The organism is Dactylosporangium sp. NPDC006015 (assembly GCF_040614215.1).
GTDB classification, from domain to species: Bacteria; Actinomycetota; Actinomycetes; order Mycobacteriales; family Micromonosporaceae; genus Dactylosporangium; species Dactylosporangium maewongense.
In genome coordinates, this window is sequence record NZ_JBEXUD010000028.1 from 20,499 (window position 1) to 47,406 (window position 26,908).

22 protein-coding genes and 2 pseudogenes are annotated in these 26,908 nt (G+C 72.4%); 7 read left to right on the forward strand and 17 right to left on the reverse strand.

All coding sequences use genetic code 11. From position 1 onward, the window contains the following. Window positions 1-12 precede the first annotated feature (12 nt). From ABZ321_RS37030 to ABZ321_RS37045, 4 genes are read right to left on the reverse strand one after another with little or no spacing between them, the layout of a single operon-like run. Window positions 13-921, reverse strand: coding sequence for a sugar ABC transporter permease (locus tag ABZ321_RS37030; protein WP_344510422.1), 909 nt, complete (start codon window positions 919-921; stop codon window positions 13-15). Further along, window positions 921-2,339 carry an N-acetylglucosamine/diacetylchitobiose ABC transporter substrate-binding protein gene (ngcE, locus tag ABZ321_RS37035; RefSeq protein ID WP_344510420.1) on the reverse strand — a complete coding sequence of 473 codons (1,419 nt, stop codon included), beginning with the start codon at window positions 2,337-2,339 and terminating at the stop codon, window positions 921-923. Before ngcE ends, ABZ321_RS37030 begins: the two co-directional genes overlap by 1 nt. A gap of 16 nt (window positions 2,340-2,355) precedes the next feature. Further along, a complete protein-coding gene (locus ABZ321_RS37040) occupies window positions 2,356-3,111 on the reverse strand; it encodes an SIS domain-containing protein (protein ID WP_344510418.1) in 756 nt (251 codons plus the stop codon). After that, complete coding sequence (locus ABZ321_RS37045; RefSeq protein ID WP_344510463.1) at window positions 3,108-3,971, reverse strand: MurR/RpiR family transcriptional regulator; 864 nt, start codon at window positions 3,969-3,971, stop codon at window positions 3,108-3,110. The genes ABZ321_RS37040 and ABZ321_RS37045 overlap by 4 nt, the downstream gene beginning before the upstream one ends. 149 nt (window positions 3,972-4,120) lie before the next feature. Here ABZ321_RS37045 and ABZ321_RS37050 point away from each other — a divergent pair, with 149 nt between their 5' ends. After that, window positions 4,121-5,017, forward strand: coding sequence for a BadF/BadG/BcrA/BcrD ATPase family protein (locus ABZ321_RS37050; RefSeq protein ID WP_354900182.1), 897 nt, complete (start codon window positions 4,121-4,123; stop codon window positions 5,015-5,017). Here the strand turns inward: ABZ321_RS37050 and ABZ321_RS37055 are convergent. From ABZ321_RS37055 to ABZ321_RS37065, 3 genes are read right to left on the reverse strand one after another with little or no spacing between them, the layout of a single operon-like run. Continuing rightward, window positions 4,981-6,066: a winged helix DNA-binding domain-containing protein gene (locus ABZ321_RS37055; protein ID WP_354900184.1), complete on the reverse strand. Its 1,086-nt coding sequence runs from the start codon at window positions 6,064-6,066 to the stop codon at window positions 4,981-4,983. The genes ABZ321_RS37050 and ABZ321_RS37055 overlap by 37 nt on opposite strands. Window positions 6,067-6,077: 11 nt before the next feature. After that, window positions 6,078-8,090 (reverse strand): helicase-associated domain-containing protein, encoded by a 2,013-nt coding sequence (locus ABZ321_RS37060; protein ID WP_354900186.1) that lies wholly within the window; start codon window positions 8,088-8,090, stop codon window positions 6,078-6,080. An 11-nt stretch (window positions 8,091-8,101) separates the two neighbouring features. Further along, the gene (locus ABZ321_RS37065) at window positions 8,102-8,959 is read right to left on the reverse strand and encodes a PHB depolymerase family esterase (protein WP_354900188.1); all 858 of its coding nucleotides are present in this window, start codon (window positions 8,957-8,959) and stop codon (window positions 8,102-8,104) included. A 276-nt stretch (window positions 8,960-9,235) separates the two neighbouring features. Between ABZ321_RS37065 and ABZ321_RS37070 the strand changes: the two genes are divergently transcribed. Beyond that, entirely contained in the window at window positions 9,236-9,808 is a 573-nt protein-coding gene (locus tag ABZ321_RS37070) for an LPXTG cell wall anchor domain-containing protein (protein WP_354900190.1), read from the forward strand. Between the two features lie 59 nt (window positions 9,809-9,867). On the opposite strand, the gene ABZ321_RS37075 is transcribed toward ABZ321_RS37070, so the two are convergent. Genes ABZ321_RS37075 through ABZ321_RS37090 form a run of 4 tightly spaced genes read right to left on the reverse strand, consistent with a single transcriptional unit; the run spans window position 9,868 to window position 13,750 of the window. Further along, entirely contained in the window at window positions 9,868-10,242 is a 375-nt protein-coding gene (locus tag ABZ321_RS37075; protein WP_354900192.1) for a nuclear transport factor 2 family protein, read from the reverse strand. Window positions 10,243-10,279: 37 nt separating this feature from the next. After that, the gene (locus ABZ321_RS37080) at window positions 10,280-12,679 is read right to left on the reverse strand and encodes a heavy metal translocating P-type ATPase (protein ID WP_354900194.1); all 2,400 of its coding nucleotides are present in this window, start codon (window positions 12,677-12,679) and stop codon (window positions 10,280-10,282) included. Further along, a complete protein-coding gene (locus tag ABZ321_RS37085) occupies window positions 12,666-13,538 on the reverse strand; it encodes a hypothetical protein (RefSeq protein WP_354900196.1) in 873 nt (290 codons plus the stop codon). The genes ABZ321_RS37080 and ABZ321_RS37085 overlap by 14 nt, the downstream gene beginning before the upstream one ends. Then, complete coding sequence (locus ABZ321_RS37090; RefSeq protein WP_354900198.1) at window positions 13,535-13,750, reverse strand: heavy-metal-associated domain-containing protein; 216 nt, start codon at window positions 13,748-13,750, stop codon at window positions 13,535-13,537. Before ABZ321_RS37090 ends, ABZ321_RS37085 begins: the two co-directional genes overlap by 4 nt. 91 nt (window positions 13,751-13,841) lie before the next feature. Between ABZ321_RS37090 and ABZ321_RS37095 the strand changes: the two genes are divergently transcribed. From ABZ321_RS37095 to ABZ321_RS37105, 3 genes are all read left to right on the forward strand, one after another. Continuing rightward, window positions 13,842-14,135 carry a metal-sensitive transcriptional regulator gene (locus tag ABZ321_RS37095; RefSeq protein WP_344510398.1) on the forward strand — a complete coding sequence of 98 codons (294 nt, stop codon included), beginning with the start codon at window positions 13,842-13,844 and terminating at the stop codon, window positions 14,133-14,135. A gap of 191 nt (window positions 14,136-14,326) precedes the next feature. After that, a complete protein-coding gene (locus ABZ321_RS37100) occupies window positions 14,327-16,255 on the forward strand; it encodes a discoidin domain-containing protein (protein ID WP_354900200.1) in 1,929 nt (642 codons plus the stop codon). Window positions 16,256-16,322: 67 nt separating this feature from the next. Next, window positions 16,323-18,239 carry an RICIN domain-containing protein gene (locus ABZ321_RS37105; RefSeq protein WP_354900202.1) on the forward strand — a complete coding sequence of 639 codons (1,917 nt, stop codon included), beginning with the start codon at window positions 16,323-16,325 and terminating at the stop codon, window positions 18,237-18,239. A 53-nt stretch (window positions 18,240-18,292) separates the two neighbouring features. On the opposite strand, the gene ABZ321_RS37110 is transcribed toward ABZ321_RS37105, so the two are convergent. From ABZ321_RS37110 to ABZ321_RS37120, 3 genes and pseudogenes are all read right to left on the reverse strand, one after another. Next, window positions 18,293-18,937 (reverse strand): response regulator transcription factor, encoded by a 645-nt coding sequence (locus ABZ321_RS37110; RefSeq protein ID WP_344510392.1) that lies wholly within the window; start codon window positions 18,935-18,937, stop codon window positions 18,293-18,295. An 80-nt stretch (window positions 18,938-19,017) separates the two neighbouring features. After that, window positions 19,018-19,425: pseudogene (locus ABZ321_RS37115) on the reverse strand (ATP-binding protein); the annotation flags it as partial. A 276-nt stretch (window positions 19,426-19,701) separates the two neighbouring features. Continuing rightward, a pseudogene (locus ABZ321_RS37120) lies at window positions 19,702-20,025 on the reverse strand (histidine kinase dimerization/phosphoacceptor domain-containing protein); the annotation flags it as partial. Window positions 20,026-20,223: 198 nt separating this feature from the next. On the opposite strand from ABZ321_RS37120, the gene ABZ321_RS37125 reads away from it, so the two are divergent. Next, window positions 20,224-20,946, forward strand: a complete 723-nt coding sequence (locus ABZ321_RS37125; protein ID WP_344510390.1) for an ABC transporter ATP-binding protein — start codon at window positions 20,224-20,226, stop codon at window positions 20,944-20,946. 265 nt (window positions 20,947-21,211) lie between these two features. After that, window positions 21,212-23,536: an ABC transporter permease gene (locus tag ABZ321_RS37130; RefSeq protein ID WP_354900204.1), complete on the forward strand. Its 2,325-nt coding sequence runs from the start codon at window positions 21,212-21,214 to the stop codon at window positions 23,534-23,536. A 76-nt stretch (window positions 23,537-23,612) separates the two neighbouring features. Here ABZ321_RS37130 and ABZ321_RS37135 read toward each other — a convergent pair whose 3' ends face one another. From ABZ321_RS37135 to ABZ321_RS37145, 3 genes are all read right to left on the reverse strand, one after another. Further along, entirely contained in the window at window positions 23,613-24,752 is a 1,140-nt protein-coding gene (locus ABZ321_RS37135; RefSeq protein WP_354900206.1) for an FAD-dependent oxidoreductase, read from the reverse strand. Window positions 24,753-25,577: 825 nt separating this feature from the next. After that, window positions 25,578-26,450 (reverse strand): RNA polymerase sigma factor SigJ, encoded by an 873-nt coding sequence (sigJ, locus tag ABZ321_RS37140; protein WP_344510385.1) that lies wholly within the window; start codon window positions 26,448-26,450, stop codon window positions 25,578-25,580. Between the two features lie 4 nt (window positions 26,451-26,454). Next, window positions 26,455-26,817 (reverse strand): VOC family protein, encoded by a 363-nt coding sequence (locus tag ABZ321_RS37145; protein WP_354900207.1) that lies wholly within the window; start codon window positions 26,815-26,817, stop codon window positions 26,455-26,457. Window positions 26,818-26,908 lie beyond the last annotated feature (91 nt).

A 26,908-nucleotide genomic window follows, 5' to 3' on the forward strand; every position in this document is an offset into this window, starting at 1 on the left:
CCGGAAAGCGCTTCACGACAGTTCCAACCGTTCTTTACGTCCCGAGCGCAGCGCGAGCACGGCGAGGGTCAGGGTGGCGAAGAACAGGGTGACCCCCATCGCGGAGGCGTAGCCGAACTTGCCGTAGGTGAAGGCGTTGCGGTAGAGCGAGAGCCCGATGACCTCGGTCGCGCCGTCGGGGCCGCCCGGCCCCGCGGTCATGACCTGCACGACCGCGAACCCGTCCAGCGCCCCGATGCTCAGGTAGACGAACGCGACCTGCACGGTGTCGCGGACCAGCGGCAGCGTCACCTTGCGGAAGGTCGCCCATCGGCCGGCACCGTCGAGCAGCGCCGCCTCGAAGAGCTCCTTCGGGATGCTGTCGATCGCCGCGCTGAACAGCACCATGTAGAAGCCCACCGACGACCAGATCAGCACCGCCATCACCGCCGGCAGTGCCAGCTGCGGATCGCCCAGCCAGCTGCGGGCCAGCCCGTCCAGGCCGACCGCCCGCAGCCCCCCGTTGAGCAGGCCGTTGGTCGGGTTGTAGACGAACCCCCACAGCACCGCGACGACCACGAGGGACAGCAGCTGCGGGAAGAAGTAGACGATCTGATAGACGCCCGCCCCGCGGATGGACGACCGGCCGCTGCTCCCGCCGAGGTGCAGCATGCTGGCCAGGAACAGACCCAGCGCGATGGTCACCAGGGGCACGCAGATCAGCATCACCGCGTTGTTGCGCACGGCGTCCAGGAAGAGGGAGTCGCCGCCGAGGCGGGCGTAGTTGCCCGCCCCGACGAAGTGCGCCTCGCCGGCCACGCCGGTCCAGTCGGTGAGCGAGAGGTAGAACGCCTGCCCATACGGTGACAGCACGAAGATGACGTGCAGCACCAGCGCCGGCGCCAGCGCACCGATGAGGAACCGGAGCCGACCGTGTTTCATCAGCGGGTGTACTTCTTGACGGAGCTGTCCTTGGCGATGGCGTCGGCGGCCTTCTGGATGCGGTCGGCCCACTCGGCCGGCGTGGCCCGCTTGTTGATCAGCTCGCCGGTCGCGTCGTCGACGGCCTTGGCCAGCGGCGCGTACCAGGTGCGGAAGCGGAACGTGAAGGCCTCCTTGCCGGCGGCCTTGACCGCGGCGCTGGTGGAGTCCAGACCGCTGGACAGGGTGAGCCCGTCGGTGGCGCCGACGACCGCGGGCAGCGTGCCGGCGCTCTCGGCGAAGCTCTTCGCCGACTGCTTCGAGAACAGGATCCGCAGGTATTCCATGCCGCCGGCGACGTTCTTGGCCTTGGCCGGCACGATGAAGGCCTCGCTGCTGGCGGCCTGGATCGCCGCGCCGCCCATCTTGTCCGAGGCGGTGCGGGCCGGCACGGCGCCCATCACCATGTCGAAGCCCTTGGGCGCGACGTCCTTCTGCTCGGCCTCGAGCCAGGAGCCGCAGGGGATGAACGCGGCCTTGCCCTGGCACCACGCGGCCTGCGACTCGGTGTGCGACAGCGCCTCCGAGCCCGCCATGATGTAGCCCTTCGCGGCGAGCTCGGCGAACGCCTCGGCGGCGGCCTTGAACGCGTCGGACTTCCAGGCGTTCGGCTGCAGGTTGTCCACGGCCTTGAGCAGGTCGGTGCCGCCGGTCTTCGCCGCCATGGTCAGCAGCGGGTCGTTCATGTACTCGGGGTACTTGCCCTGGTAGGTCCAGGGGGCGATGCCCGCGGCCTTGATCGTGGCGCAGAGCGCCATCATCTCGTCCCAGGTCTTCGGGTATGTCCAGCCCTTGCTGGCGAAGAGCGGCTTGCTGTACCAGAGACCCCACGCGGTGTAGGTGAAGTTGAGCACGAGCGTCGAGCCGTCGAAGGTGCCGTCCTCGATGACGCCCGGCAGCAGCGTGTCCTTGACCTTGACCGCCGGGTCGTCGAACGACGGCGCCTCCAGCAGGTCCTTGAGGTCCGACAGCTGCTTCGCGCCGACGAGCGTGGCGAGGTCGAGGCGGCCGGCGCCGGTGTTGTCCACGACGTCCGGCGGGGTGTTGGCGACGAAGCGCGGCTGCAGCGCCTCGCCGACCTTCTGGATGCCCTTGTGGTCGATCGTGGCCTTCGGGTACTTGGACGTGTACAGGCCCTCGGCCTTCTTCGCGTAGTCGTCGCCGTAGCCGCCCTTGAAGATGACGACCTCCAGCGGCGCGTCCTCCTTCACACCGAGCGGGTTGGTGGAGCTCTTGGCGCCGGTCTCGGCCTTGGCGTCGCTGTCCTTGCCGCTGGTCACACACGCGCTGAGCAGCGGGAGCGTGGCTCCCGCGGTGACCGCCGCACGCAGGACGGTCCGTCTTGTCGGGTACGGTTGGGCGAAGGGTGATGGGTTCATGACTGGGCCTTCTCTCCTAAGCGGTACGCCGGATGCGCCCGGCGTACCGCGCTTCGAGTGCTGCGTTGTGCTCCCGCCCGCCTGGAACGTTGTCGGACAGGTAGACCGGCGGCGTGACGCCGAGTGCCAGCAGCCGCGCCACCACTTCGGTGACGATCTGCTGGGCCAGCAGGGCCGCGGTGATCGAGGAGACGGCGCCGACCGCGCCGCCGCCCGGCAGGGGCAGCGACGCGTCGCCGTAGGGTGCCCCGTTGTCGAGGACCACGTCGGCGAAGTCGCTGAGCTTCATGCCGCTCTCGTGCCGCGAGTCGACGCGCGAGGAGTGCTCGAGCGACGTGATCGCGATGAGGGCGTGCCCGCGCTGCTTGACGAGCTGCGCCATCTCCACCACGGCGCCGTTGACGCCGGAGTTGGAGGCGATGACGAAGGTGTCGTCGGGCTTGACGGGGGCGAGGTCGTAGAGCCGGTGCGCGACGCTCGGCGTGCGCTCCAGCTGCGGGTCGGCGAGGACGGTCGACGGGTCGCCGCCGTAGAGGACGATGTCGCGCAGGGCGATCCTGTTGGTCGGCACGAGCCCTCCGGCGCGGCCGGCGATCTCCATCGCCAGGGCCTCGGAGTGCCCGCAGCCGAACGCCTGGATCACCCCGCCGGCCTGCAGCGTGGCGGTCATCAGGTCGGCGGCGTGCGCCACCTTCTCGCCCTGCGTGCTGGTGACCCGGTCGATGGCGGCGCGGATCACCTCGACGTAGTCCCCACTTCTGATGCTGGTCACAGCGGCTTTTCCCTCCGTGGTCGCTTGCGGTTGCTGTTCGTGTCGGGCACCCGGTGCGCGTCCACAGCGCGCACCGTGAGCTCCAGGGCCTCGGCGGTCCGTTCATAGGTGCGCTGCGCGACCGCCACGTAGATGAGGTCCAGGACCAGCAGTTGCGAGTGCAGTGCGGAGAGGGCCGCGACGCGGAAGGTGGTCTCGTGGACCGACGTCGTGAGCACCACGTCGGCGACCTCGGCGAGCGGCGAGCGGCCGAACGACGTCACCGCCACCGTCAGCGCGCCGTGGTCGGCGGCCTCGGCGAGGGTCTCGATCGCTTCGCGGGTGCGGCCGGAGTGCGACAGGCCGATCGCGACGTCGCCGGGGCCGAGCAGCGCGGCGTTGGTCAGCGCGGTGTGACTGTCCGACCGGTACCAGACCGGGACGCGGATGCGCTCCAGCCGGAAGGCCATCTCCCGGCCGGCGGTGCCGCTGCTGCCCAGCCCGAAGATCTCGACCCGCCCGGCGCCGGCGATCGCCGCGGCGACCCGCTCGACCTGCGCGACGTCGAGACCGGCGGCGGTCGCCTGGATCGCCCTGGTGTCCGCGGCGGTGATCACGTCGAGCACCCCGTCGAGGGGGTCGTCGGGCGCGATGTCGCCGCTGATGTCGGTCTCCCAGCGGGCCTGCTCGGCGCGGCCGGTCTCGGTCGCGATGGCGACCCGCAGGTTGGCGTAGCCTTTGAAGCCGAGCGTGCGGCTGAACCGGGTCACGGTCGCCGTGGAGGTGCCCGACCGCTCGGCGAGGTCGACGATGCTGGCGTGCGCCGCGGTCTCGGGGTCGTTGAGGATGGTCTCCGCGATCTTCCCGAGGGCATCCGGCATGGTCGGCCCCTCGATGCGCAGCCGCCCCAGCAGCCCGCCGCTCTCACCGGTCACTACGGTCATCCTTTTCATCGTCCCGTCTTGGCGATGAAAATTACGACCACTTCAACTTCTAGTCAATAAGCATTTTCTATGTTTCCATCATCGCCATGGTGCTCATCCTCGGGGTCGATGCCGGCGGTACGGCCTCCAAAGCGGTCGTCACCTCGGCCGACGGGACGGTCCTGGGGCGCGGGGCGGCAGGTGCCGGCAACCCGTCCGCTGTCGGGTCGGCGGCCGCGGTTGCGATCGGCACGGCGGTCCGCGAGGCACTCGGCCCGCACGATCCGGGTGGGGTCGTCGCGGGCGTGGTGGGAGTCGCCGGGGTCAGCATCCTCGCTGATCCCGGCGTCGCCGCCGGCTTCGCCGACCAGTGGGCGGCCATCGGGCTGACCTGCCCGGTCCCCGTGGTCGCCGACGCGGTGACCGCCCACGCCGCGGGGTCCACCGCGGACCGGGGCGCCGTGCTGATCGCCGGCACCGGGGCGGTCGCGGCGCTGATCGACGGCACGGAGGTCGTGCGCGCCGCCGACGGCCTCGGCTGGCTGCTCGGCGACGAGGGCTCCGGCCTCTGGCTGGGCCTGCAGGCGGTCCGGCACGCGGCGCGGCACTGGTCGTCGTCGGGGCTCGCCGTCCGGGTGGCGCTGCACGCCGGCGTCACGTCCGCCGACGACCTCGTGCACTGGGCGCAGCGGCTGCCGCTCGGGTCGTTCGCCGCGCTCGCCCCGGTCGTGTGCGAGTTCGCCGCCGACGGTGACCCGGCCGCCGCCGCGATCGTGGCCGAGGGCGTGGACCGGCTGCTCCGCACGCTCGACGCCCTCGATGCCCCTGATGCGGCGGTGGTACTGGCGGGAGGGCTGCTCACCGGGCCGACGCCCGTCCGGGCGGGGGTGCTGGACGCCCTGCACGACCGTGGCGTCGAGGTCGGCACCGCCCATGACCCCGCCCTGGGCGCCGCCAGGCTGGCCGGTCAGCTCTGGTCGAGGCGCACCGTGACGTCGACCTGAAGGAACGTCCGCAGTCGGCCGGCCTCGGCCAGTACCGACGCCGCATCGTCATCGGTCAGTCGACGGAACGGCGAGACGGTCAGGGCCTCGGCCGTCACCGACCAGATGCCCGCGACGAACCCGTCGACCAGGAAGGTGGGGTGGACCATCGAATAGCCCGGGCAGACCTTCGCGCGGTCCTCGTCGGCGATGATCCGGATGCGGTCCTCGTGACTGAGCACCAGGTTGTCGAACTCCGGCAGGAAGCGCACCGGCGGCTCCTCGTCGCCGCCGCACACCGGCAGGTCCGGCAGGTCGAACAGCTCCTGCCCGCGCTCGTCGCGGTGGACCCGCAGCCGGTGCCGGTGCGCCTCGACGTCGTCGCGGAGCCGCTTCATCCCCGACCAGTTCTGCAGGTCCGCGACGCTCGCCGGGCCGCACGAGGCGAGGTACCGCCGCAGCAGCGTCCACACGTCCGGCCGCTGCTCCATCGGCCCGCCCAGCCAGTCCTCGGCGAGCGCGCAGGTCACGTGCCCGCGGCGGCGCCAGACCCCGGACGGCGGCGGGTGCACCAGGTTCTCCTGGAACTGCACGACCCAGGCCAGGGCGATCCCCTTGCGGCCGGGGAACCGCTCGCCGAGCGCCTTCGCCAGCTTGGGCCGGGTCATGGCCTGGCCGCGCAGGATGTCGCGCCCGGCCGCGCCGATGTCGGCGATGTCCAGCCCGGCGAACTCCTTGGCGAACGGCGACAGCCCGCCGGCCCCCAGCCGCTGCTTGAGCATGGGCCGCAGCCAGCGGTAGTCGGCGCCGGTGGTCAGGTGCTGGGTGCGCCGCAGCAGCCCGGCGCGCACGACCCGGCGGTCGGTGAGCGCCTCGACGAGATCCTCGTGCCGTGCCCGGCGGGTCCGGGTCCACAGGCCGACGTAGGGCGCGTCGACCTCCTGCGCCTGCACCGCGACGAGGTGCGCCACGATCTCATCGACCGGGCGTGGATCGGGTTCGCCGTCGGGTGTCGTCAGCAGCTGGCGCTGCAGGTAGGTGCGGTTGAGCTGCCGCTTCGTGAGGATCACACCGGGTCACGCTAGTCGGCGTTGCGGTCAGGACCTGTCCTGAATCTGGTGATCTTGTCGAAGGCGATCGTGCCGTCGGCGTGCTCGCCCGCCGGGGCGTAGCCGGCCGCCCGCAGCGCCGCCAGGGTCTCCGCCACCGGCAGGACGCTGGCGTAGACGGTCGGGGCGAGCTCGGTCAGGCCCAGCCTGGCGAGGCTCTTCACCCGCGGCAGCTCCGCGAGCAGCGTCGGGTCGTCGCTGCGCAGCACGCACGCGACCGGGCGGACCCGCAGTGCCCCGTGCCGGCGGGCGAGGTCGGTGACCAGGTACTGCAGCGGCTGCGGGACCCGCCCGCCGGCCGCCGTCTCGCGCAGCGACGCGAGGAGCTCGTCGGCCGTCGCGCCGGTGTCGAACGCGCGGCGCACCGACGCCTCCGAGAAGCGCCAGGTGTGCCCGCCGCCGCGGGACTCCCGGTCGGCGGCGAGGTCGAGGAACGCGGCGAGCTGCGGCGCCGGTGCCCCGGTCGCGACGGCGGTCAGGTCGCTCTGCAGCAGCACCGTGCGCTGCGCGGCCGGGATGAGCCGCTCCAGCTCGGCCCGCAGCACGGGCCGCTGCGGGGTGCCGTCCAGGCCGGCCTCGGCGGCGAGGGCCCGGCACAGGGCGGTTGGCGCGTGCAGGGCGCCCAGCCCCATCAGCTCCAGCTCCCGCCACAGCATCGCCGTCGTCGGGTACGCCTCCTCGGCGTCCGCCCCGGTGAGCAGCGGCCGCATGTACATCTGCAGCGCGTTGACCCCGTCCAGCGACGGCAGCGCGTAGCCGCCCGGCAGGCCGTTGAGCAACGAGACGAGGCTGCGCCGCAGGATGCTCACGGCCTCGTCGCGCTCGGTCCGCAGCAGCACCGGCACCTGCGGGTCCAGCGGGATCGCGTCCATGACCAGCCAGGCGGTGAGCAGCTCGCCGTACTGCGCGGGCGGGTCGAGCTTCAACCAGTCGTCGTAGTACGCCGACGGCGCGATCCGGTTGTCCGTCACGCCGATCAGTCCGGTGACGGCGGCGAGCGTGAGCCACAGCCGCATGCCGGTCTCGTCGCCGCCGAGCGCCTTGCCGAGCCGGCGCAGCTCCCGCAGGCCGATCCCGCCGTCCTTCAGCATCGGCACCGGCGCCCGGCCGCACGCCTCCAGCAGGGCGGTGACGTGCGCGAGCGCGCCCCGGACCGCGGCGGCGCCGTCGCGCTCGACCATCTCGACGCTGACCTCGACCGGCACCTGCAGCGGCGGCGCCGGGTCGAAGTCGGCGCGGAAGCCCTCCCGCAGCACGACGCCGACCTCGCTCGGCAGCACCGCGGCCATGCCGACGGGGTTCCACATCAGCAGCCCGTGGTCGACGGCCCACCGCAGCGGCGTGGACCGGTTGGTGCGCAGCGCGCCCATCTGCCGCGGGTCGAAGAAGTACGGGTCGTCCTCGGCCAGCGACAGCAGCAGGTCCTTGGTGGCCTCCGGCGCCTGGGCGAACTTCGCGCGGACGGTCGACGCGTCGGCGAGGGCGGCGCAGACCGCGCCGAGCAGCGACGTGCGGTCCCGGCCGACGGGCGCGTCGAGGTTGTACGCCATGCGCTGCAGCCGGTCCAGCGGCAGCTGCACGAGCTCCAGGCGGGCCGACGGGCCGAAGCCGTAGCCGCCGACGATCACCTCGTGGATCGGCGCGGTGCGGATCCAGTCGCCGTCGGGCCAGGCGAGCGCGTGCCACTCCAGCCGTCCCAGCACCATGCCGAGGTCGGCGTCGTGCCCGGCCACGCCCAGCAGCCCGGCGAGGTCGGCGCGGCGGGTGCCGGCGGCGCGCAGCGACAGCGCCTCGGCGACCTGCAGCTCCGGCAGGCTGAGCGCGGCGACCGTCGCCGTCACCGTGGCGGGCTCCAGCAGCAGCGCCGCGAACTCCTTGAGGGCCTTCGCCCCGCGCGGCGCCGGCCCGTCGGGCAGGTGGACGGCGGCGAGCTCGGCCAGCCGCGGCTCGGGCAGGCCGGACAGGAAGTCGAGCATCGTCCTCATGGCGACCATCATCAGCGTCGCGGGTGCGCCACGAAAAATCTCCACAGCGTGTCGGTCGCCCCGATCTGCCCCGGCGCCTTGAGCTCGCCCACGGTCGCGCCGAACCACGCGTGTGCACCGCTGTCGATGACGTAGGCCTGCACGTCGCTGCCGTCCCCGCATCGCGTCGTCGTCCCGTGTACGCCCGGTGCCGGGCTCGTCTCCTTCGGTGCCTCGCAGCCGAGGCGCTGGCGCCAGGTGTCGACGCCGGTCGTGAAGGTGGCGGCCTGCGGGTCTGCGGCGCCGATGAGGGTCACCACCGACACCGGGGCCGCTGGCCGGTAGTCCGCCGCCTCGGTCCGGCCGCCGGCGAAGCCGCCGCTGACCGCGCCGATCGCGGCGAACACGCCCGGCGCCTCGACCGCGGCACGGTAGCTCAGGTCGGCGCCGTTGGAGACGCCGGCGAGGAACACCCGGCCGGGGTCGGCGTGCCACCGCTCGACGAGCAGCGCGGCGACGGCCTTGACGAAGCCGACGTCGTCCTGCACCCCGCAGCAGCCGAACGCGTTGAACTGCCCGCCGACGCCCTCCGGGTACGCGACGAGGAAGCCCTCCGTGTCGGCCTTCGCGTCGAACCCGGTCAGCTCCCGCATCGTGGCGCCGCTGCCGGGTTTGTGGTGCAGCGCGACGACCGCGGGCATGGTGCGCGCCGGGTCGTACCCCGGCGGCACGTGGAGCTGGAACGTGCGCTCCTTGTCACCGACGGTGACGGTCAGGGTGTGATCGCCCTTGCCTTGTGCCGCCGTCGCGGCCGGCGACGCCGGCGGTGCGTCCTTTGTGGAGCAGGCGGTGAGCATGATCAGCGCGAGCAGTGCGTAACCCCGTCTCATGCCTCGTCAGCGTAAGGGTGGTAGCGCATCTCCACCTGCCCGATCGCCCTCTGTCACGACGAATTTCATCGATCAAAGGTATTTTCCCGGATGAATCGCCCAAACCCGGACCAGTTCCAAATTTCCTGCCCCACAACGGCTGTCGCTCCCGCCCGCCTCGGTCTTATGTTGTCGGACGTCAAGTTTCGTAAGGTTGGAGTCGTCGTGGAAAACACGCTGTTCAGGAGGGTCGCGATCGGCACCGCCGCCGCGACCGTGGCCGTTGGGCTATCGACCATGTTCGCTTCGCCCGCCAGTGCGCACGCATCGGGGGCGTCCGGCTCCGCCGAGTGCGTTTCCGTCGGCGGCAAGTACGAGGTCACCTGGAAGCTGACCAACGACTACAACGCGATCGTCACGCTCAGTGATCTCAAGCTGGTGCTCGACCAGAACGCCACGACCGTCCTGTCGACCACCCAGGTCCCCACGACGATCGCCGCCAGCACCGGCAACCCGCTCACCCAGGTCTCGTTCACCTCGGTCGTCGAGCGCCCCGCCACCAAGGTCAAGATCACGTACAAGGCCAAGTGGGCCGACGGCTTCGGCGCCGACGTCGCGAGCGGCTGGGTGTCGCTGACCGGCCCGTGCCCGTCGCCCTCCCCGTCGCCGTCGAAGTCCGCCACCCCGTCGCCGACCCCGTCCGCCTCGAAGCCGGCGACGCCGTCCACGTCCCCCAGCCCGAGCCTGCCGGTGACCGGATCCAGCAGCACGCTGCCGCTGGTCGGCACGGGCGCCGCCCTCGTGGTTGGTGGCGCCGCCCTGGTCGCCACCCTGCGCCGTCGCCGGCGGGTCACCTTCACCGCCGAGTAGCCCATGACGTGGGAAGGGGGAGCCTCCGGGCTCCCCCTTCCAGTTCGTCGCGGCGCCTTTCAGAGCGTGAAGTAGTCGCGCAGGTGGGCGATCCGGCCGTCGCGGACGCGGAAGATCTGGACCAGGGACATGCCGCCCGCGCCGGTGAACGCGGTGTCGATCTCGGCGATGAAGACGTCCGGGTCGGCGGTGGCGTGCAGGACGTAGCGCGACCGTGCGACGTCGACGGCGGGGGTTGGGGCGGCCGGTCGCGCGTACCAGGCGGCCATGCCGGCGCGGATCGCGTCGCGGCCCTCGAGACGGTGTGGGTACGGGCCGGCGGGCGGGACGAGCGGCGCCTCGAGGATGCCGTCGGGGGTGAAGAGGGCGGCCAGGGCGTCCGGGTCGCGGGAGAAGGCGCCGGCGTGGATGTAGCGCTGGAAGAGTTGCTCCATCCTCAATCGTAACCGGGCACCCGGGGCGGGCGCCCGGTCAGCCTGCCGGGGAGGGTGTCCCGGCGGGACGGGTCGGGGTGAAGCGGCGCAGGCGCAGGCTGTTCGCGACGACGAAGGCCGAGCTCAGCGCCATGGCGCCGCCGGCGATCATCGGGTTGAGCAGGCCCGCGGCGGCGAGGGGGACCGCGGCGATGTTGTAGGCGAACGCCCAGAACAGGTTGCCCTTGATCGTGGCCAGGGTGCGCCGGGCGAGGCGGATCGCGTCGGGGACGGCGGTCAGGTCGCCGCGGACCAGGGTGAGGTCGCCGGCCTCGATCGCGGCGTCGGTGCCGGTGCCCATCGCCAGGCCCAGGTCGGCCTGGGCGAGGGCGGCCGCGTCGTTGACCCCGTCGCCGACCATCGCCACGACGCGGCCCTCGGCCTGGAGGCGGCGGACGATGTCGAGCTTGCCGGCGGGCAGGACCTCCGCGATGACCTCGTCGATGCCGACCTCCGCGGCCACCGCGTGCGCCACCGGGGCGGCGTCGCCGGTGAGGAGGACGGGGCGGAGCCCGAGGTCGCGGATCCGGCGTACGGCGGCGGCCGACGACGGCTTGACGGTGTCGCCGACCTCGATCAACCCCCGCACGGCCCCGTCCCAGCCGACACCGACGACCGTCCCGGCCGAAGGCGCCCGGTCCGCCACTCTGGATGGCGCAGTGTCCGTCGCAGTGTCCGTCGCAGTGTCCGTCGCAGCGTCCGTCGCGGTGTCCGTCGCGGGGGAGGCCATGACGGCCGTCGCGGTGGCGGGTACGGCGGCCGTTGCGGTGGAAGGGGTGGCGGCCGTCCTGGTGGGAGGCGTGGTGGGAGGCGCGGTGGGAGGCGCGGTGGGAGGCGTGGCATCGGAGAACGGCGTCAGGCCTTGTGCGGCCAGGAACGACGGGCGGCCGACCCAGACGGTCCGGTCCTCGACGATGCCGCTGACCCCGTGGCCGGCGTGGCTGGAGAACGACGCGACGGCCGGCCGGGCCGAGGCCGGCACCGCGGCCGCGACGGCGCGCGCGATCGGGTGCTCGGAGGCGTGCTCGACCGCGGCGGCGAGCCGCAGCGAGGACGGGTCGCCGTGGACCGACAGGACGGACATGCGGCCGGTGGTGACGGTGCCGGTCTTGTCGAGCAGGACGGTGTCGACGCGACGGGTCGACTCGAGGACCTCCGGGCCGCGGATCAGGATGCCCAGCTGGGCGCCGCGCCCGGTGCCGACGAGCAGGGCCGTCGGCGTCGCCAGGCCGAGCGCGCAGGGGCAGGCGATGATCAGCACCGCGACCGCCGCGGTGAACGCCGAGGCCGCCGAGCCGCCGGTGCCGAGCCAGAAGCCGAGCGTGCCCACGGCGAGGGCGATCACGATCGGCACGAACACGCCGGCGACCCGGTCGGCGAGGCGCTGCACGTCGGCCTTGCCGCTCTGCGCCTCCTCGACGAGCCGCGCCATCTGGGCCAGCTGCGTGTCGGCGCCGGTCCGGCTCACCCGCACGACCAGGCGCCCGGACGTGTTGACGCAGCCGCCGACGACCGGGTCGCCCGGGCCGAGGTCGACGGGCATCGGCTCGCCGGTGAGCATGCTGACGTCGACCGCGGACGTGCCGTCGAGCACGACCCCGTCGGCGGCGACCTTCTCGCCGGGCCGGACGAGGATCGTGTCGCCGACGGCCAGCCGGTCGACGGGCGCACGGTGCTCGGTGCCGTCGGCCGCCAGTACCGCGGCATCCTTGGCACCGAGGGAGAGCAGCGCGCGCAGTGCGGCCCCGGCCCGGCGCTTGGCGCGCGCCTCGAAGTAGCGGCCGGCCAGGATGAACACCGTCACCCCGGCGGCGACCTCCAGGTAGATCGCGTCGGCACCGGCCGAGCGGGAGACCGTGAGCTCGAACGGGTGCCGCATGTCGGGCCGGCCCGCGTCGCCGAGGAACAGCGCGTAGAGCGACCAGAGGAACGCCGCCGCGGTGCCGACCGACACGAGCGTGTCCATCGTCGCCGCGCCGTGCCGCAGGTTGCGCAGCGCCGCCCGGTGAAACGGCCAGGCGCCCCACACGACGACCGGCGCCGCGAGCGTCAGCGACGCCCACTGCCACGACTCGAACTGCCACGCCGGCACCATCGCGAGCAGGATCACCGGCACCGCGAGCGCCGCGCTGACCAGCAGCCGCTGCCGCGCCTCGGCGAGCGGGTCGGTTTCTTGTGAGGGCGCCGGCGCCGCAGGAACAGCGGCCGTGTAGCCGGTCTGCTCGACCGTGGCGATCAGGTCCGCCACCACCAGCGTCGGCGGGAAGACGACCCGGGCCTTCTCGGTGGCGTAGTTGACGCTCGCCGACACGCCGTCGAGCCGGTTCAGCTTCTTCTCGATCCGCGCCGCGCACGCCGCGCACGTCATGCCGCCGATGGTGAGCTCAGTTGTGGGCATGCCCACCCCCGATCGCGGTCACGGTGAACTCCGCGGTGTGCACCGCGCCGCCGTGCTGGAACTGGAAGTACAGCCGGTGGGTCCCCGAAGCGGCGCCCTCGACCGCGAACCTGACCTCCGGTCCGCCGCCCGCCGGGCCGGTGGGGTGGACGTGCAGGTAGGCGAGGTCCCGCTCGGCGATCGCCACGAGGTGCCCGGCCGCCCCGAGATACGGCTGCAGGTCGGTGACCGGCCGCCCGTCCCGCTCGACCCGCAGGGCGACGCCGTCGTGGGTGTCGATGCGGACCGTGTACCCGTCGACGGCCGCGCTCGCGGAAGGCGGCGGCAGCGGCTCCGAGTGCGGCGCGCCGGGCACGTCGAGATCCGCCGTCAGGACGGTCGCCGCCGCGCCGGTCTCGGTGAAGTCGAAGTACGCCCGCCACGGCCCGCCGTCAGGCAGCGCCAGCGCCGCCCGCCAGGTCCCGTCCGCGTCCATGACCGGGTGCACGTGCTGGAACCCGGAGAGGTCCCGGCGCACCACGATCAGGTGCAGCGGCTTCTCGTGCACCGTCTCGAACCCGGTGACCGTCCGGCCCCCGGCTCCAGCGATCTTGAAGCCGATGCCGCCGCTGTACGGGTCGACCGCCACCGAATAGCCATGAGCGGCGGGACCGGACCGACCGGTGGCGGTCGGCGTTGCGGCCGGTCCGCCATGGCCACCGTGCCCGGCACCCGGATCGCCACCGGCCTCCGGATGCGCCATGTCACCGGCCGGCTCGGCGACGGCGTCGGGCCCGGCCAGCCGGCCCACCCCGAACGCCGCCCCGAACACCACCGCCAGGACCGCGCCGAACGCGGCGAGCCGGGCAGGCGTGTTCATGCCCTGAGCCCGACCACTTCGTAGCCGGCCTCGTCGACGGCGGCGCGGACGGCCTGCTCGTCGGCGGGTCCGTCGCTGGTCACCGTCACGGCACCGGCCTCCAGGTCGACCCGGACGTCCGTGACCCCGGGCACCTTCCCGACCTCGGTGCTGACCGCCTGCACGCAGTGCCCGCAGGTCATCCCCTTGACGGCGTAGGTCGTGGTGCTCATGTCGGCTCCTCCTGGTACGGATCGGGATACCCCCCACGGGTACCTGGCAAACGTAGCATACCCCCAGGGGGTGTGCGCTAGGATGGGTGACATGACCACCGCCACGCCTCGCGGGTACACCGCCACGAAGGACCAGCTCCAGGGCCGGCTGCGCCGCATCGAGGGCCAGGTCCGCGGCGTGGGGAAGATGGTCGACGAGGACCGCTACTGCATCGATGTGCTGACGCAGATCAGCGCCATCCAGGCGGCCCTCGACAAGGTCGCCCTCGGCCTGCTCGACGACCACGCCCGCCACTGCATGCAGCACGGCGCCGAGGAGGGCAAGGGCGAGGAGATGGCCACCGAGATGATGGCGGCCGTCGGCCGCCTCCTCCGCCGTGGCTGAGCGCTCCCGCGCCGCTTCTGTTTCATCCATGCGTTACATCGGGTAGCCAACCTGCCGATCTCACGGCCCGCGCCGAACGCGTCAAGCGCTTGAACTGCTCTTGACAATCGGTGCGGGCCGATGCTGTGCTGTCCTCCGCTTAGTTACATTGATGTTTCATTTGTTACATCGGTAGCTCCGGGAGAGACACGATGCCACGACAGGTGTTACGGCTGGTGGCGGCCGGTGCCGCCGTCGCCGTCGGACTGACAGGATTCACGCAGGCGCAGGCCGGTGAGGCCGCTCCGTCGGCGCGGGTGTGGGTGACGACCGTCGACCAGACGGAGCTCATGCACGAGCGGGCCCCGATCGCCTTCACGAAGGCGGCAGCCGGCAACCCGAACGTCACGATCACCGTGGACCCCAGCCGCGAGTACCAGACCATGGACGGCTTCGGGGCGTCGATCACCGACTCCTCGGCCGCCGTGCTGTACCGGCTGAGCGCCACCGAACGCGACAAGGCCATTCGCGCCCTGTTCGACCCGGCCAAGGGCGACGGCGTGAGCTTCCTGCGCCAGCCGATCGGCTCGTCGGACTTCACCGCCGCGAGCAGCCACTACTCGCTCGACGACGTGCCGGCCGGGCAGAAGGACTGGACGCTGTCGAAGTTCAGCATCGCCCGCGACCAGGCGCAGATCCTGCCGCTGCTGCGCCGGGCGAAGCAGCTCAACCCCCAGCTGAAGATCATGGCGACGCCGTGGAGCCCGCCGGCCTGGATGAAGGCCAACGACTCGCTCGTCGGCGGTTCGCTCATCGACGACCCGAAGATCTACGCCGTGTACGCCGCGTATCTGACCCGCTTCGTCCTCGCGTACACCGCCGCCGGGGTGCCGATCGACTACATCACGGTGCAGAACGAGCCGCAGAACGGCGGCGTCAACGGCTACCCGACGACCGCCATGCGGGTCGCCCAGGAGGCCAAGGTCATCGAGATCCTCGGCCCGCTGCTGCGGCTCTTCAGCCCGCGGACGAAGATCATCGGGTACGACCACAACTGGGCCACCCACCCCAACGACGTCGTCAACGTCCCGCCGGGGCAGGACCCCGAGACGGACTACCCGTACCAGCTGCTGCGCAGCCCCGCCGCGAAGTGGCTCGCCGGCACCGCGTACCACTGCTACTACGGCGAACCGGCCGCGCAGACCGCGCTGCACGACGCGTTCCCGACCAAGGGCATCTGGTTCACCGAGTGCTCCGGCTCGCACGGCGCGAACGACACGCCGGCGCAGTTCTTCCGCGACACGCTCAAGTGGCACGCCCGGACGATCGCCATCGGCACCACCCGCAACTGGGCGAAGTCCGCGGTCAACTGGAACATCGCGCTCGACTCGACCAACGGCCCGCACCTCGGCGGCTGCGACACGTGCACCGGCCTGATCACCGTCCAGCCGGACGGCACGTTCACCACCAACGCCGAGTACTACACGATCGGGCACCTGTCCCGCTTCGTGAAGCCCGGCGCCGTGCGGATCGCCAGCACCTCGTTCGGCACCACCGGCTGGAACGGCCAGATCATGGACGTCGCGTTCCGCAACCCCGACGGCTCCACGGCGCTGGTCGTGCACAACGAGAACGACGACCCGCGCACGTTCACCGTCGCGGCGGGCGACCGCACGTTCGACTACACGCTGCCCGGCGGCTCGCTCGCCACGTTCACCTGGCCGCGCAGCCGGGTGTTCGACGACGGCCTGCGGCTGCTGCCGCTGAAGGGCGCCACCGCCACGTCGCTGCCCGCCTCGGCCTCGGCTGACGCGAAGCTGGCCGTGGACGAGGACGCCTCGACCCGTTGGTCCGCCGGCCAGGCGCAGGAGCCGGGCCAGTACCTGCAGGTCGACCTGGGCGGCAAGACCAGCTTCCGCCGGGTCGCCATCGACAGCGGCGGCAGCGTCGGCGACTACGCCCGCTCGTGGGAGCTCTCCGTCAGCGACGACGGCACCTCCTGGCGCGTCGTCGCCTCCGGAACGGGCACCGGCCAGCTCACCAACGTGGACGTGCAGGCCCGCGCCCGCTACGTGCGGGTGACGAACACGGGCAGCAGCGGCAGCTGGTGGAGCCTCGCCGACATCCGCCTGTACGCGTAACAGCCGGACCGGGGCGGGGCCCCGCCCGCCCCACCCCGGTCTTCCCAACCCCCAGAAGGGACCCGCCATGTCCTCTCGGAAACGGCTCCTGGCGACGTGCGCCGCCGGCGCGCTGCTCGCCACCGGCGCCGCGCTCGTGGTCACCCAGGCGTCGCCCGCCCTCGCCGCCACCAACGCGAGCGTCTGGCTCACCACGCCGGACCGCGCCAACCAGCTCACGAAGAAGGCCGACGTCGCGTTCGGTACCGCGGGCAGCGGCTCGACGATCACCGTCAACGCCGGCACGACGTACCAGTCGATGGTCGGCTTCGGCGCGTCGTTCACCGACTCGTCCGCCAACCTGATCTACAACTCCTCGGCCCGCAACAGCATCATGAACGCGCTGTTCAACCCGTCGAGCGGGATCGGCCTGAGCTTCCTGCGCCAGCCGCTCGGCGCGTCGGACTTCTCGCTGAACTTCTACACGTACGACGACGGCAGCGCCGACCCGAGCCTGTCGCGGTTCTCGATCGCGCACGACCAGGCGTACATCCTCCCGCTGCTCACCCAGGCCCGTTCGCTGAACCCGCAGCTGTCCACGATGGTCGTGCCGTGGAGCGCGCCGGCCTGGATGAAGACCAACAACAACCTGGTCGGCGGGTCGCTGAGCACCAACTACGAGGGCACCTTCGCCGACTACCTGGTGAAGTCCGTCCAGGCGTACCAGGCGGCGGGCGTACCGGTGCAGTACCTCAGCGTGCAGAACGAGCCGCAGTTCTCCCCGCCCGGCTACCCCGGCATGCTGATGTCGGCGTCGCAGCAGGCCGCGATCATCAACAACCTCGCGCCGAAGCTGTCCTCGGCCGGCCTCGGCACGAAGATTCTCGCCTGGGACCACAACTGGGACAACACGTCCTTCCCGCAGCAGGTCCTCGCCGCGACCGGCAACAACACCGCCGGCACCGCCTGGCACTGCTACGGCGGCAACCCCAGCGGGCAGAGCACCGTGCGCAACGCCTACCCGAACAAGGACATCTTCTTCACCGAGTGCTCCGGCACCGAGTCGGGCAACACGGCCAACACGTTCGCCGACTCGCTGCTGTGGCAGGGGCGCAACCTCGCCATCGGCGCCACCCGCAACTGGGCGAAGACCGTGACCATGTGGAACATGGCGCTCAACCCGTCGCACGGTCCCGTCATCGGCAGCTGCACCAACTGCATGGGCGTCGTCACCGTCAACGGCGGGAGCGTCACGTACAACGCCGAGTACTACGTGCTGGGGCACCTGGCGAAGTTCGTCAAGCCCGGCGCGGTCCGCGTCGACTCGACCAACTACGGCCAGGGTGGCATCGAGAACGTCGCCTTCCGCAACCCCGACGGCTCCATCGTGCTCGTCGCGGTGAACTCCGGCGGCGCCCAGAACTTCCAGGTCTCCTACGGCGGCGCGTCCTTCGGCTACAACCTGCCCGCCGGCTCCATGGCGACGTTCACCTGGCCCGGCGGCCCGGTCACCCCGACCTCGCAGCCGCCGACCTCGCAGCCGCCGGCCACCTCGATCGACCCCACCAAGTGGTACCAGGTGATCAACACCAACAGCGGCAAGTGCCTCGACGATGCCGGCTGGGGCACCGCCAACGGCACCGCCCTGCAGCAGTGGGCGTGCGGCGCGGCCGGCGCGACCAACCAGCAGTGGCAGTTCCGGCCCACCAGCAACGGCTACTACCAGGTCGTCAACCGTTACGCGCCGAGCCTGGTCTGGGACGTCAGCGGCGGCACCGGCTCCACGGGCGACGGCACGCAGGTGCACCTGTGGTCCTACGGCGGCGCCACCAACCAGCAGTGGCTGCCGGCGTCGCTCGGCGGTGGGAACTTCCGCTTCACCGCCCGCAACAGCGGCAAGTGCCTCGACGTCCGTGACGTCTCCACCGCCGACGGCGCGCTGCTGCAGCAGTGGTCGTGCACCGGCGGCGCGGCGCAGTCGTTCCGCCTGGTCGCCCAGGCCTGACCCCGTCCGATCCGGGTGGTCGTCGCCGCTTCTCCGGGCGGCGACCACCCCGGCTAGGTGTCCGGGTCGCCGGGTGTGATCAGGCCGCTCTCGTACGCCACGACCACCGCCTGCGCCCGGTCGCGCAGCGCCAGCTTGGTGAAGATCCTCGCCACGTGGGTCTTGACGGTCGCCTCGGCGAGGAACAGGGCCGCGGCCAGCTCGGCGTTGGACATGCCGCGCCCGATCAGCGTCAGGACCTCGCGCTCGCGCGGCGTCAGCCCGGTGATCGTGGCGTCGGTCTTCGGCGCGACGTCTTCCTGGTTGGCGAAGCGCTCCACCAGCCGCCGCGTGATGGACGGGGCGAGCAGCGCGTCACCGGTGCCGACGAGCCGGACCGCGTTGGCGAGATGGTCGGCGGTCACGTCCTTCAGCAGGAACCCGCTGGCACCGATCCGCAGGGCGGCGTACACGTACCGGTCGAGGTCGAACGTCGTCAGCATCAGCACGCGGCACTCCGGCCGGCGCTCCAGGATCCGCCGGGTCGCCTCCAGCCCGTCCATACCGGGCATGCGGATGTCCATCAGCACGACATCCGGCTCCAGCGCCGCGGCGACCTGCACCGCCTCCGCCCCGTCGGCGGCCTCCCCGACGACGTCGATGCCCCGGGCGGTCAGGATGAGCCGGAACCCGGTGCGGATCAGCTCCTGGTCATCCACCACGAGCACCCGCGGGTGTCCTGCGCTCTTGGAAGGCCCTGCGTTCACGGGGGGTTCGGCGCTTGCGGGGGGTTCTGCGTTCACGGGGGGTCCAACGGGATGCGGGCCCGGACGCGGTAGCCGCCGCCGAGCCGCCTGCGGGCGTCGAGGTCGCCGCCGTACACCGCCACCCTGGCCCGCAGCCCGGTCAGGCCACGCCCGGTGGTCTTGGCGGGTTTCTCGGCAGGACCCGCCTTCAGCACGCTCGGGCCGGTGTTGAGGACCTCCACCCGCAGCGAACGGTCCGCATACCGCACCGTCACCTCCGCCTTGCCGCCGTCACCGTACTTCAGCGCGTTCGTCAGGCCCTCCTGCACGATCCGGTACGCGGTCAGGTCCACTCCTGCCGGCAGTGGCCGCGGCTCGCCCGAGATGCGGACCTCGACCGGCAGCCCGGCGAACGCGACCCGGTCCACCAGCGCCGACAGCCGACTCAGGCTCGGCTGCGGCTCCAGGTCGTGGCCTCTGGTGCCGTACTGGTCCATGACGCCGTTCTGGCTCTTGGCACTGCCCTGGCTCGCGGCGCTGTTCTGGCTTTTTGCGTTGTTCTGGCCCGCGGCGCCCTTCTGGCTCGTGGTGCTGCTCTGGCTCGTGGTGCTGTTCTGGCTAGTGGCGCCGTGCTGGTCGTGGGTGCTCGCCTGGCTCGTGGCGCCGTGCTGGTCGTGGGTGCTCGCCTGGCTCGCGGCGCTGTGCTGGTCGTGGGTGCTCGCCTGGCTCATGGCGCCGTCCTGGCCGTCGGCGTCGGGTGCGAGCAGGCCCAACAGGTGGCGCAGCTCGGTCAGGGCGCCGCGGCCGGCGTCCTGCACGGCCCGCAGCGCGGTCGCCGCCTCATCGGGCATCGTGTCGAGCACCTCCCTGGCCGCGGACGCCTGCACGACCATGACGCTGACCGTGTGGCTGACGATGTCGTGCAGCTCCCTGGCGATCCTGGCCCGCTCGGCGCCGACCGCGGCCCGCGCGGCCGCCTCCCGCTCCCGCTCCAGCAGCCAGCCCCGCTCGCCGAGCGCCGCCGCGAGCCGCTTCCTGGTCCTCAGCAGCGCCGTCAGCAGGACCGCGGCTATGGCGCACGCGCACACCAGCGCGATGCCGAGCCAGGTCGCCGCTGAGGTCCACACCCGCCCACCTTGGCAGACGCGGCGCTCGTGCCGCATCGGCCAGGTGACCTACGCCCACGGTATGACCGCCCGCGCGGTGGGTGGACCCGTGGAAGGACGCGCCACGGCCGTGCCCGCTCTACGTTGCTTGGCATGAGTGGTGATGGGGACCGGGTCGTGGTGCGGCTCGACGGCGTGCGCAAGGAGTATGGCGACACGACCGCGCTCGACGGGGTGACGCTGGAGATCCGGGCGGGCGAGGCCGTCGCAGTCATGGGCCCGTCCGGCTGCGGCAAGTCCACGCTGCTCAACATGATCGCCGGGCTGGACCGCCCGACGGCCGGCGGCGTCACCGTCCACGACGAGGACCTGGGCCGGCTCACCGAGACGGGGCTCGCGCTCTTCCGCCGCAAGCGCATCGGCATGGTCTTCCAGTTCTTCAACCTGCTCGACGACCTGCCCGCGCTGGAGAATGTGGCCCTCGCCGCCCAGCTCACCGGGGTGTCCGCGAGGCAGGCCCGGCGGCGCGCGCTGGAGCTGTTCGACGAGCTCGGCATCGCCGACCGCCGCAATGCCTACCCTGCCGTGCTCAGTGGCGGCGAGCGGCAGCGGGTGGCGGTGGCCCGCGCCTTGATGAACCGGCCGGCCCTCCTGCTCGCCGACGAGCCCACGGGCGCCCTCGACAGCCACGCCGGCGAGCAGGTGATGGACCTGCTGCTCGACCTCAACCAGATCGGCCAGACCCTCCTGCTCGTCACCCACGACGAGCGGATGGCCGAGCGCTGCGCCAGCCGGGTCGTCTCCCTCGCCGATGGCCGCGTCGTCGGCGAGCGCAGCCTGTCCCTCGACGGCCGCGGACTGGAGCGCACCCCGTGACCGCCCCGAAGCGCAACGGAGAGGCACGAGCCGGAATCGCAGCCGCCGACTCGGCCCGGCGCCCGATCGTGGTTGCCGGCTCGCCTCGGCGCCGGATCGTAGTCGCCGGTTCGGGCCAGCACCGGATCGCAGTTGCCGGCTCGCGTCGGCGCCCGACCGGAGTTGCCGGCTCGCCTCGGCGCCGGATCGTGTTTGCCGGCTCGGGTCGGCGCCGGATCGTGGTTGCGGGCTCGCGTCGGCGCCGGATCGTGGCGGAGGTGACGGCATGAGCGCCGTCTGGCGGGCCGCGCGGGCCGCGGTGCGCCGGCGCCGGCTGCAGACGTTCGTCATCGGCGTCGTCGTGCTGTTCTCCGCCGCTACCCTCGTGGTCGCGCTGCGACTGCTGGACGCGTCGACGGCACCGTTCGAGCGGGTCTTCGCCGACCAGGCCGGTGCCCACGTCGTCGCCGTCTACGAGCCCGGCTCCGCCGGCGCCACGCCCACCGCACCGCCGGCCGGCACCACGGCGGCCGCCGGGCCGTTCGAGCAGGCGGTGCTGGCCGCGCCGACCGACGGCGCCCCGTTACACCTGCCCGACTCGATCACCGTCGTCGGCCGGGCCGACCCCGCCGGGCCGGTCGACCGGGTCGAGCTGTGGGACGGCCGCTGGGCGACCGCACCCGGCGAGATCGTGGTGGCGGACCTCCCGCCGGCGGCCGGTTACCACCCGCCGTCGCTGGTCGGGTCCGTGATCCAGCTGCGGGGCGCGCCGCCGCTCACGGTCGTCGGTTTCGGTTACAGCGTCAGCCGCACCGCCGACGCGTGGGTCGCCCCCGCGCAGATGGCGCAACTGCACCCGACCGCCGTCCAGATGCTGTACCGGCTGCCCGGCGAGCCGACCGAGCCGGCCGTCGACGCGTTCACCGCCGCGCTGCCGTCCGACGGCCTGCTCGCCACCAGCTCCTACCTGGTGATCAAGGAAGCGGTGAAGGCAGGTCCGGGTGCCTACGTGCCGTTCCTGATCGTCTTCGGGCTCCTCGGGCTGTTCGTCGCCATCCTGGTCGTCGCCAACGTCGTCAGCGGTGCGGTCGTTTCCGGATACCGGCACATCGGAGTCCTCAAGGCCATCGGCTTCACCCCGGCGCAGGTCGTCGGCGTGTATCTGACGATGGTGTCCGTGCCGGCGGTGGTCGGCGGCGGGCTCGGCATCATCGGGGGCGAGTTCGCCGCACGGCCACTGCTGACGAACGCCTTCCAGGGCCTCGGCTTCCACGGCGACGTGGGCAACGGGCTGCGCGTGCAGATCGCCGCGCTCGCCGGGATCCTCCTCGTGGTGCTGCTCGCCGCGCTGCTGCCGGCGTTGCGGGCCCGGCGGCTCCCGGCCGCCGAGGCGATCAGCGCCGGCAGCGCTCCCCGCACCGGCCGGGGGCTGCGGGTGCAGCGGTGGCTGAGCGGGGTCCGGCTGCCGCGCTCGGTGAGCCTCGGGCTGGGCCTGCCCTTCGCCCGGCCGGCCCGCACCGCCCTGACCGTCGCCGCGGTCGTGCTCGGCGTGACGACCGTGACGTTCGCGAGTGGTCTCGCCACCACCGTCTCGAGGTATTCGAGCATCGCCGACCGCAACGAGACGGCCCCGATCGCGGTCCGGCCAGGCAACCCGCGGTTTCAGCAGGCGACGACTACCCGCTCCGACGAGGACATCGAGCGGCTGCTGCGGTCGCTGCCCGGCACCCGGCACGTGACCGCCATGCTCGGGATCGACGTCACCGTCGCCGGGCAGACCCAGGCGGTCCCGGTGGACTTCCTGCGCGGCGACCACGACGAGGTGGGGTTGAAGGAGGCCATCGTCGCCGGACGGTGGCTGCGCGCACCCGGCGAGATCGTCGTGCCCTCGGCGCTGCTGCACGAGCGCGGCATCCACCTCGGCGACCGGCTCACGCTCGAGCTCGACGGCCACCGCACCGAGGTGACCGTCGTCGGCGAGACCATGAGCGCCGCCGTCGGCGGCCCCGCCCTGATCACGACCTGGGAGACCCTGCAGCGGCTCGGCCCGCAGCAGCCGATCCCCAACCACGAGGTCATGTACGAGATCTCGCTCCTGCCGGGCACCGACATCCCCGTGTACCTCGCCTCCGTCCGCGCCGCCGACCCCGGCCTCGCCGCGTGGAGCAACGTGGGCATCAACTCGTTCACGGTCTCGATGATCAGCCTGTCGACCGCGCTGTCGCTGATGCTCGGCGTCGTGGCCGCCTTGAGCGTCCTCAACACCGTCCTGCTCAACGTCCGTGAACGCCGCCGCGACCTCGGCATGCTCAAGTCCATCGGCATGACCCCCCGCCAGGTGGTCGTGATGACGGTGACGTCCATGGCCGGCCTCGGCCTCCTCGGCGGGCTCGTCGGCGTCCCCACCGGCGTCCTTGCCCACCGTCTCGTCGTCCCCATGGCAACCCGCGCCGCGAAGGTGGACATCCCACTGGCCCTGCTCAACGTCTGGCAGCCGGGCACCCTGCTGCTCCTGGCCCTCGCCGGCGCCGCGATCGCCGTCCTCGGCGCCCTCGTCCCGGCCCGCGCCGCCGCCCGCCTCACCATCTCCGAGGTCCTCCACACTGAATAACACCCGCCCACCCCGCTTCCACCTCCGCTCGTTCTCCCCGCCACGTTGCCCGCCTCCGCGGCTGTCGGTGTCTGTCTCAGCCGCGGGAGGAGAGGGCGGCGGCGGGGACGGTGAGGTGCTTCGACAGCCGGTACGACGGCAACGGGCTCCTCGTCACCAACTCCTTGTAGACGACGGCGGCGCGACCCTTGAGGAACCAGCGCCGCGGGGTGTCGTCGGGCCGGGTGAACTGGATGACGGCGTCCCTGCGGCCGAGGGACACCGGCTGGTGGATGTACCCGAACCGGAACGGCTTGGCCGGCTTCCCGGCGAGCACCCGCGCGATGCTGTCCGCCGCGTGCGCTCCGCTGGGGATGCCGCTCTGGCAGGTGCCGTGGATCGTGCCCCACCGCTGCGTGATCGCCGCGGCGTCACCGATCGCGACGATGTCCGGGTGCGACACGGACCGCAACGTCGCGTCCACCACGATCCGCCCGCGCCCGTCCACGGCGATCCCCGCCTCCGCGGCGAGCGGCGACGCAGTGAACCCGGTCGTCCAGAGCGTCGCGTCGGCACCGACGACCTCACCGCCGGCGAACTCGACCCCGTCCGGCAGGACCTTCGTGACCTCGACCCCGGTCCGCACACCGACACCGAGCCGCCGCAGCGCCCGGTCGAGATGCGCCCGCGCCCGCGCCGACATCATCGAGCCGGGCACGTCACGGCTGAGCAGCAGCACGCGGGCCGCCGGGTGCCGCTCGGCGATCTCCGTGGCAGCCTCGACGCCGGTGAGCCCACCGCCCACCACCGCGACCGTCGCGCCCGTCCGCGCGGCGAGCAGGTCCGCCAGCCGCGCCGCCGATTCGACGGAGTTCAGCGTGTACGCGTGAGCCTCCGCCCCAGGCACCGTCCCGGTCTGCGCCACACTGCCGATCGCGTAGACGAGCGTGTCGTAGCCCACGACCCGCCCACCGACGCTCACCTCCCGCCGCCCGGGATCGACCCGCTCCGCCCACCCCTGCACGAACTCGATGCCAGTGCCCCGCAACAGCTCCGGAATCCCCACCTCCCGAACGACCTGCCCACTGGCGACCTGATGCATCCGCAACCGCTCGGCGAACCGCTCCGACGGATTCACCACCGTGACGACGACCCCGAGCCGCCGCGCCCTGCGCGCCACACGAATAGCGGCGATCATCCCGGTGTACCCGCCGCCGAGGACAACGATCCGGTGCATGCCCGGCTCCCTTCTGGCTTTCGCGCGCCCGCCGTGCCGGCCGCGCATCACCCCCAGGACGAGCCACTCCACCGATCCGTGAGCCGCCCCGACAGTGACGCCGCTCACCCACCCCACCCACCGCCGGACCGGACTGTCCAAGGCCCGCCTCACCGGCATCCGCGCCCGGCACCCGGCTCAACACAGCGGAGCGTCCCCATGCCACTCGCGAACCGACACCGGGCCGGCCATCACCGGCACCGGCAGCCCACCCAACGCACGCCGCACCACCCCCGCCGCGCCGCCATCGGGCGCGGTCGCAACCACCTCACCACCGCTGCCGGGCCACCGCTGCCGGGCCACCGCCAGGTGCGGTCGTCACGCCGCGCCGTCATCGGGCGCGGTCGCCGCTGCGGCACTGCCCCTGCCACGCTGCCACCAGGTGCGGTCGTCACCGCCGCGCCGTCACCAGGTGCGGTCGTCACCGCCGCGCCGTCACTAGGCGCGGTCGCCGCTGCCGCACCGACCCTGCCAAGCCGTCATCGGGCGCGGTCGCCGCTGCGGCACCGCCCCTGCCGCACCGCCACCACGCGCGTCACCTCCACCGCACCAACCCGATCGCGCCGTCATCAGGCGCGGTCGCCTCCGCCGCGCCATCCAGCGCGACGACACCCACTCACCGCTCTCCGTCTCGCCTGCGCCACTGCCGAAGCACTGCATGACCCGGTTCTCGTTGCGATGCGTCACACGGCACCGGTGTCACCTCGCAACGTCCGTCGTTCGTCGGGCGCGCAGGATCGCCTCCGAACGTGCCGGGGCCTTCCCGCAACGGCGCGGACTGGCTCCTCATGTCGCTGACGGCAGTGGTGGGATGCCGGAGAGCTTCTCGGGGTTGCTGACCAGGTGGATCGAGTGGACCAGGCCGTCGACCAGGTGCAGGAACACGGCCACGGCCGGCGTCCCGGCGGAATACACGACGATGGCGGGGCCGCCGTTGAGCTCCTCGACGGCGATGCTCGGCGCCTCGGGCAGGCGGCCGGCGAACGTCAACAGCGCCCCCGCCACCAGCTCCAGCCCCGCGATCACCTTGCGCGGCGCAGGTGCCAGGCCGCCGCCGTCGCTGACCAGCTCGACGCCGGGGGCGAGCACCTCGACCAGCCTGCGCAGGTCGCCGCCGGCGCAGGCGGCCAGGAACCGCTGCGTGACCTCGGTCCTCGTCGCCAGATCGGTGTCATACCTGACGCGATGCTCCTCGACGTGGGCGCGGGCCCGCGCCGCGGTCTGGCGGACGGAGACCTCGCTCCGCCCGACGAACGAGGCGATCTCCGCGTGCGAATAGCCGAACGCCTCGCGCAACACGAACACCGCCCGCTCCAACGGCGACAGCGACTCCAGCACCAGCAGCATCGCCGTGGACACCGAGTCGGCCAGGGCGACCCGCTCCGCGACGTCGGGGCTGGTCAGCATCGGCTCGGGCAGCCACGGCCCGACATACTGCTCCCGGCGCGCCTGGGCGCTGCGCAACCGGTCGATCGCCAGCCGGGTCGTCACCCGGACCAGATACGCCTCGGGGTCGTCGACCGTCGCCGGGTCGACGGTGCTCCACCGCAGCCACGCGTCCTGCACGACGTCCTCGACGTCGCCGACCCGGCCGAGCACCCGGTAGGCGACGGCCTTGAGCCGGCCGCGGTGCTCGTCGAAGACGTCTGCCGGGATCATGGCGTCACTGCTGCAGCACGGACAGGATGTTGCCGGCCGGGTCGCGGAACCACGCGATCAGCGGGCCGCCGGCACGATGGATGCCCTTGGCGTCGGTGGTCTCATACTGCTCGAACGTCACGCCCCGCCGGATCAGCTCGTCGACTGCGGCCTCGATGTCCTCGACAGGGAAGTTGAGCACGGTGAACGTCGCCGGCTGATGATCGGGCTTCGGATAGATCAGCACGTCCTTGTCCCCGGCGAGGCGCAGGTGCAGCATGCCGTGCTCCTCGTCGACCGTGAGGCCGAGGGTCTCGCTGTAGAACCGCTTGGCGGCCGGGATGTCGCCCGTCGAGAACCCGCTGAACGCCTTCGAATCCGTGAGCATCGTTGCCCCTTCCGTCTCGATGCCTTGTTCCTACCACGCGGGTACGACGGTTTCCGTCCAACGTTGATCAGCGGGCGGGCAGTTTTGTCGG

Bases quoted from the DNA above. Each gene is read 5' to 3' on its own strand.
- ABZ321_RS37030 (WP_344510422.1), bottom strand. From the start codon at position 921: ATGAAACACGGTCGGCTCCGGTTCCTCATCGGTGCGCTGGCGCCGGCG.
- ngcE (WP_344510420.1), bottom strand. From the start codon at position 2,339: ATGAACCCATCACCCTTCGCCCAACCGTACCCGACAAGACGGACCGTC.
- ABZ321_RS37045 (WP_344510463.1), bottom strand. From the start codon at position 3,971: ATGCCGGATGCCCTCGGGAAGATCGCGGAGACCATCCTCAACGACCCC.
- ABZ321_RS37050 (WP_354900182.1), top strand. From the start codon at position 4,121: ATGGTGCTCATCCTCGGGGTCGATGCCGGCGGTACGGCCTCCAAAGCG.
- ABZ321_RS37060 (WP_354900186.1), bottom strand. From the start codon at position 8,090: ATGAGGACGATGCTCGACTTCCTGTCCGGCCTGCCCGAGCCGCGGCTG.
- ABZ321_RS37065 (WP_354900188.1), bottom strand. From the start codon at position 8,959: ATGAGACGGGGTTACGCACTGCTCGCGCTGATCATGCTCACCGCCTGC.
- ABZ321_RS37070 (WP_354900190.1), top strand. From the start codon at position 9,236: ATGTTCGCTTCGCCCGCCAGTGCGCACGCATCGGGGGCGTCCGGCTCC.
- ABZ321_RS37075 (WP_354900192.1), bottom strand. From the start codon at position 10,242: ATGGAGCAACTCTTCCAGCGCTACATCCACGCCGGCGCCTTCTCCCGC.
- ABZ321_RS37080 (WP_354900194.1), bottom strand. From the start codon at position 12,679: ATGCCCACAACTGAGCTCACCATCGGCGGCATGACGTGCGCGGCGTGC.
- ABZ321_RS37085 (WP_354900196.1), bottom strand. From the start codon at position 13,538: ATGAACACGCCTGCCCGGCTCGCCGCGTTCGGCGCGGTCCTGGCGGTG.
- ABZ321_RS37090 (WP_354900198.1), bottom strand. From the start codon at position 13,750: ATGAGCACCACGACCTACGCCGTCAAGGGGATGACCTGCGGGCACTGC.
- ABZ321_RS37095 (WP_344510398.1), top strand. From the start codon at position 13,842: ATGACCACCGCCACGCCTCGCGGGTACACCGCCACGAAGGACCAGCTC.
- ABZ321_RS37100 (WP_354900200.1), top strand. From the start codon at position 14,327: ATGCCACGACAGGTGTTACGGCTGGTGGCGGCCGGTGCCGCCGTCGCC.
- ABZ321_RS37105 (WP_354900202.1), top strand. From the start codon at position 16,323: ATGTCCTCTCGGAAACGGCTCCTGGCGACGTGCGCCGCCGGCGCGCTG.
- ABZ321_RS37125 (WP_344510390.1), top strand. From the start codon at position 20,224: ATGAGTGGTGATGGGGACCGGGTCGTGGTGCGGCTCGACGGCGTGCGC.
- ABZ321_RS37130 (WP_354900204.1), top strand. From the start codon at position 21,212: ATGAGCGCCGTCTGGCGGGCCGCGCGGGCCGCGGTGCGCCGGCGCCGG.
- ABZ321_RS37135 (WP_354900206.1), bottom strand. From the start codon at position 24,752: ATGCACCGGATCGTTGTCCTCGGCGGCGGGTACACCGGGATGATCGCC.
- sigJ (WP_344510385.1), bottom strand. From the start codon at position 26,450: ATGATCCCGGCAGACGTCTTCGACGAGCACCGCGGCCGGCTCAAGGCC.
- ABZ321_RS37145 (WP_354900207.1), bottom strand. From the start codon at position 26,817: ATGCTCACGGATTCGAAGGCGTTCAGCGGGTTCTCGACGGGCGACATC.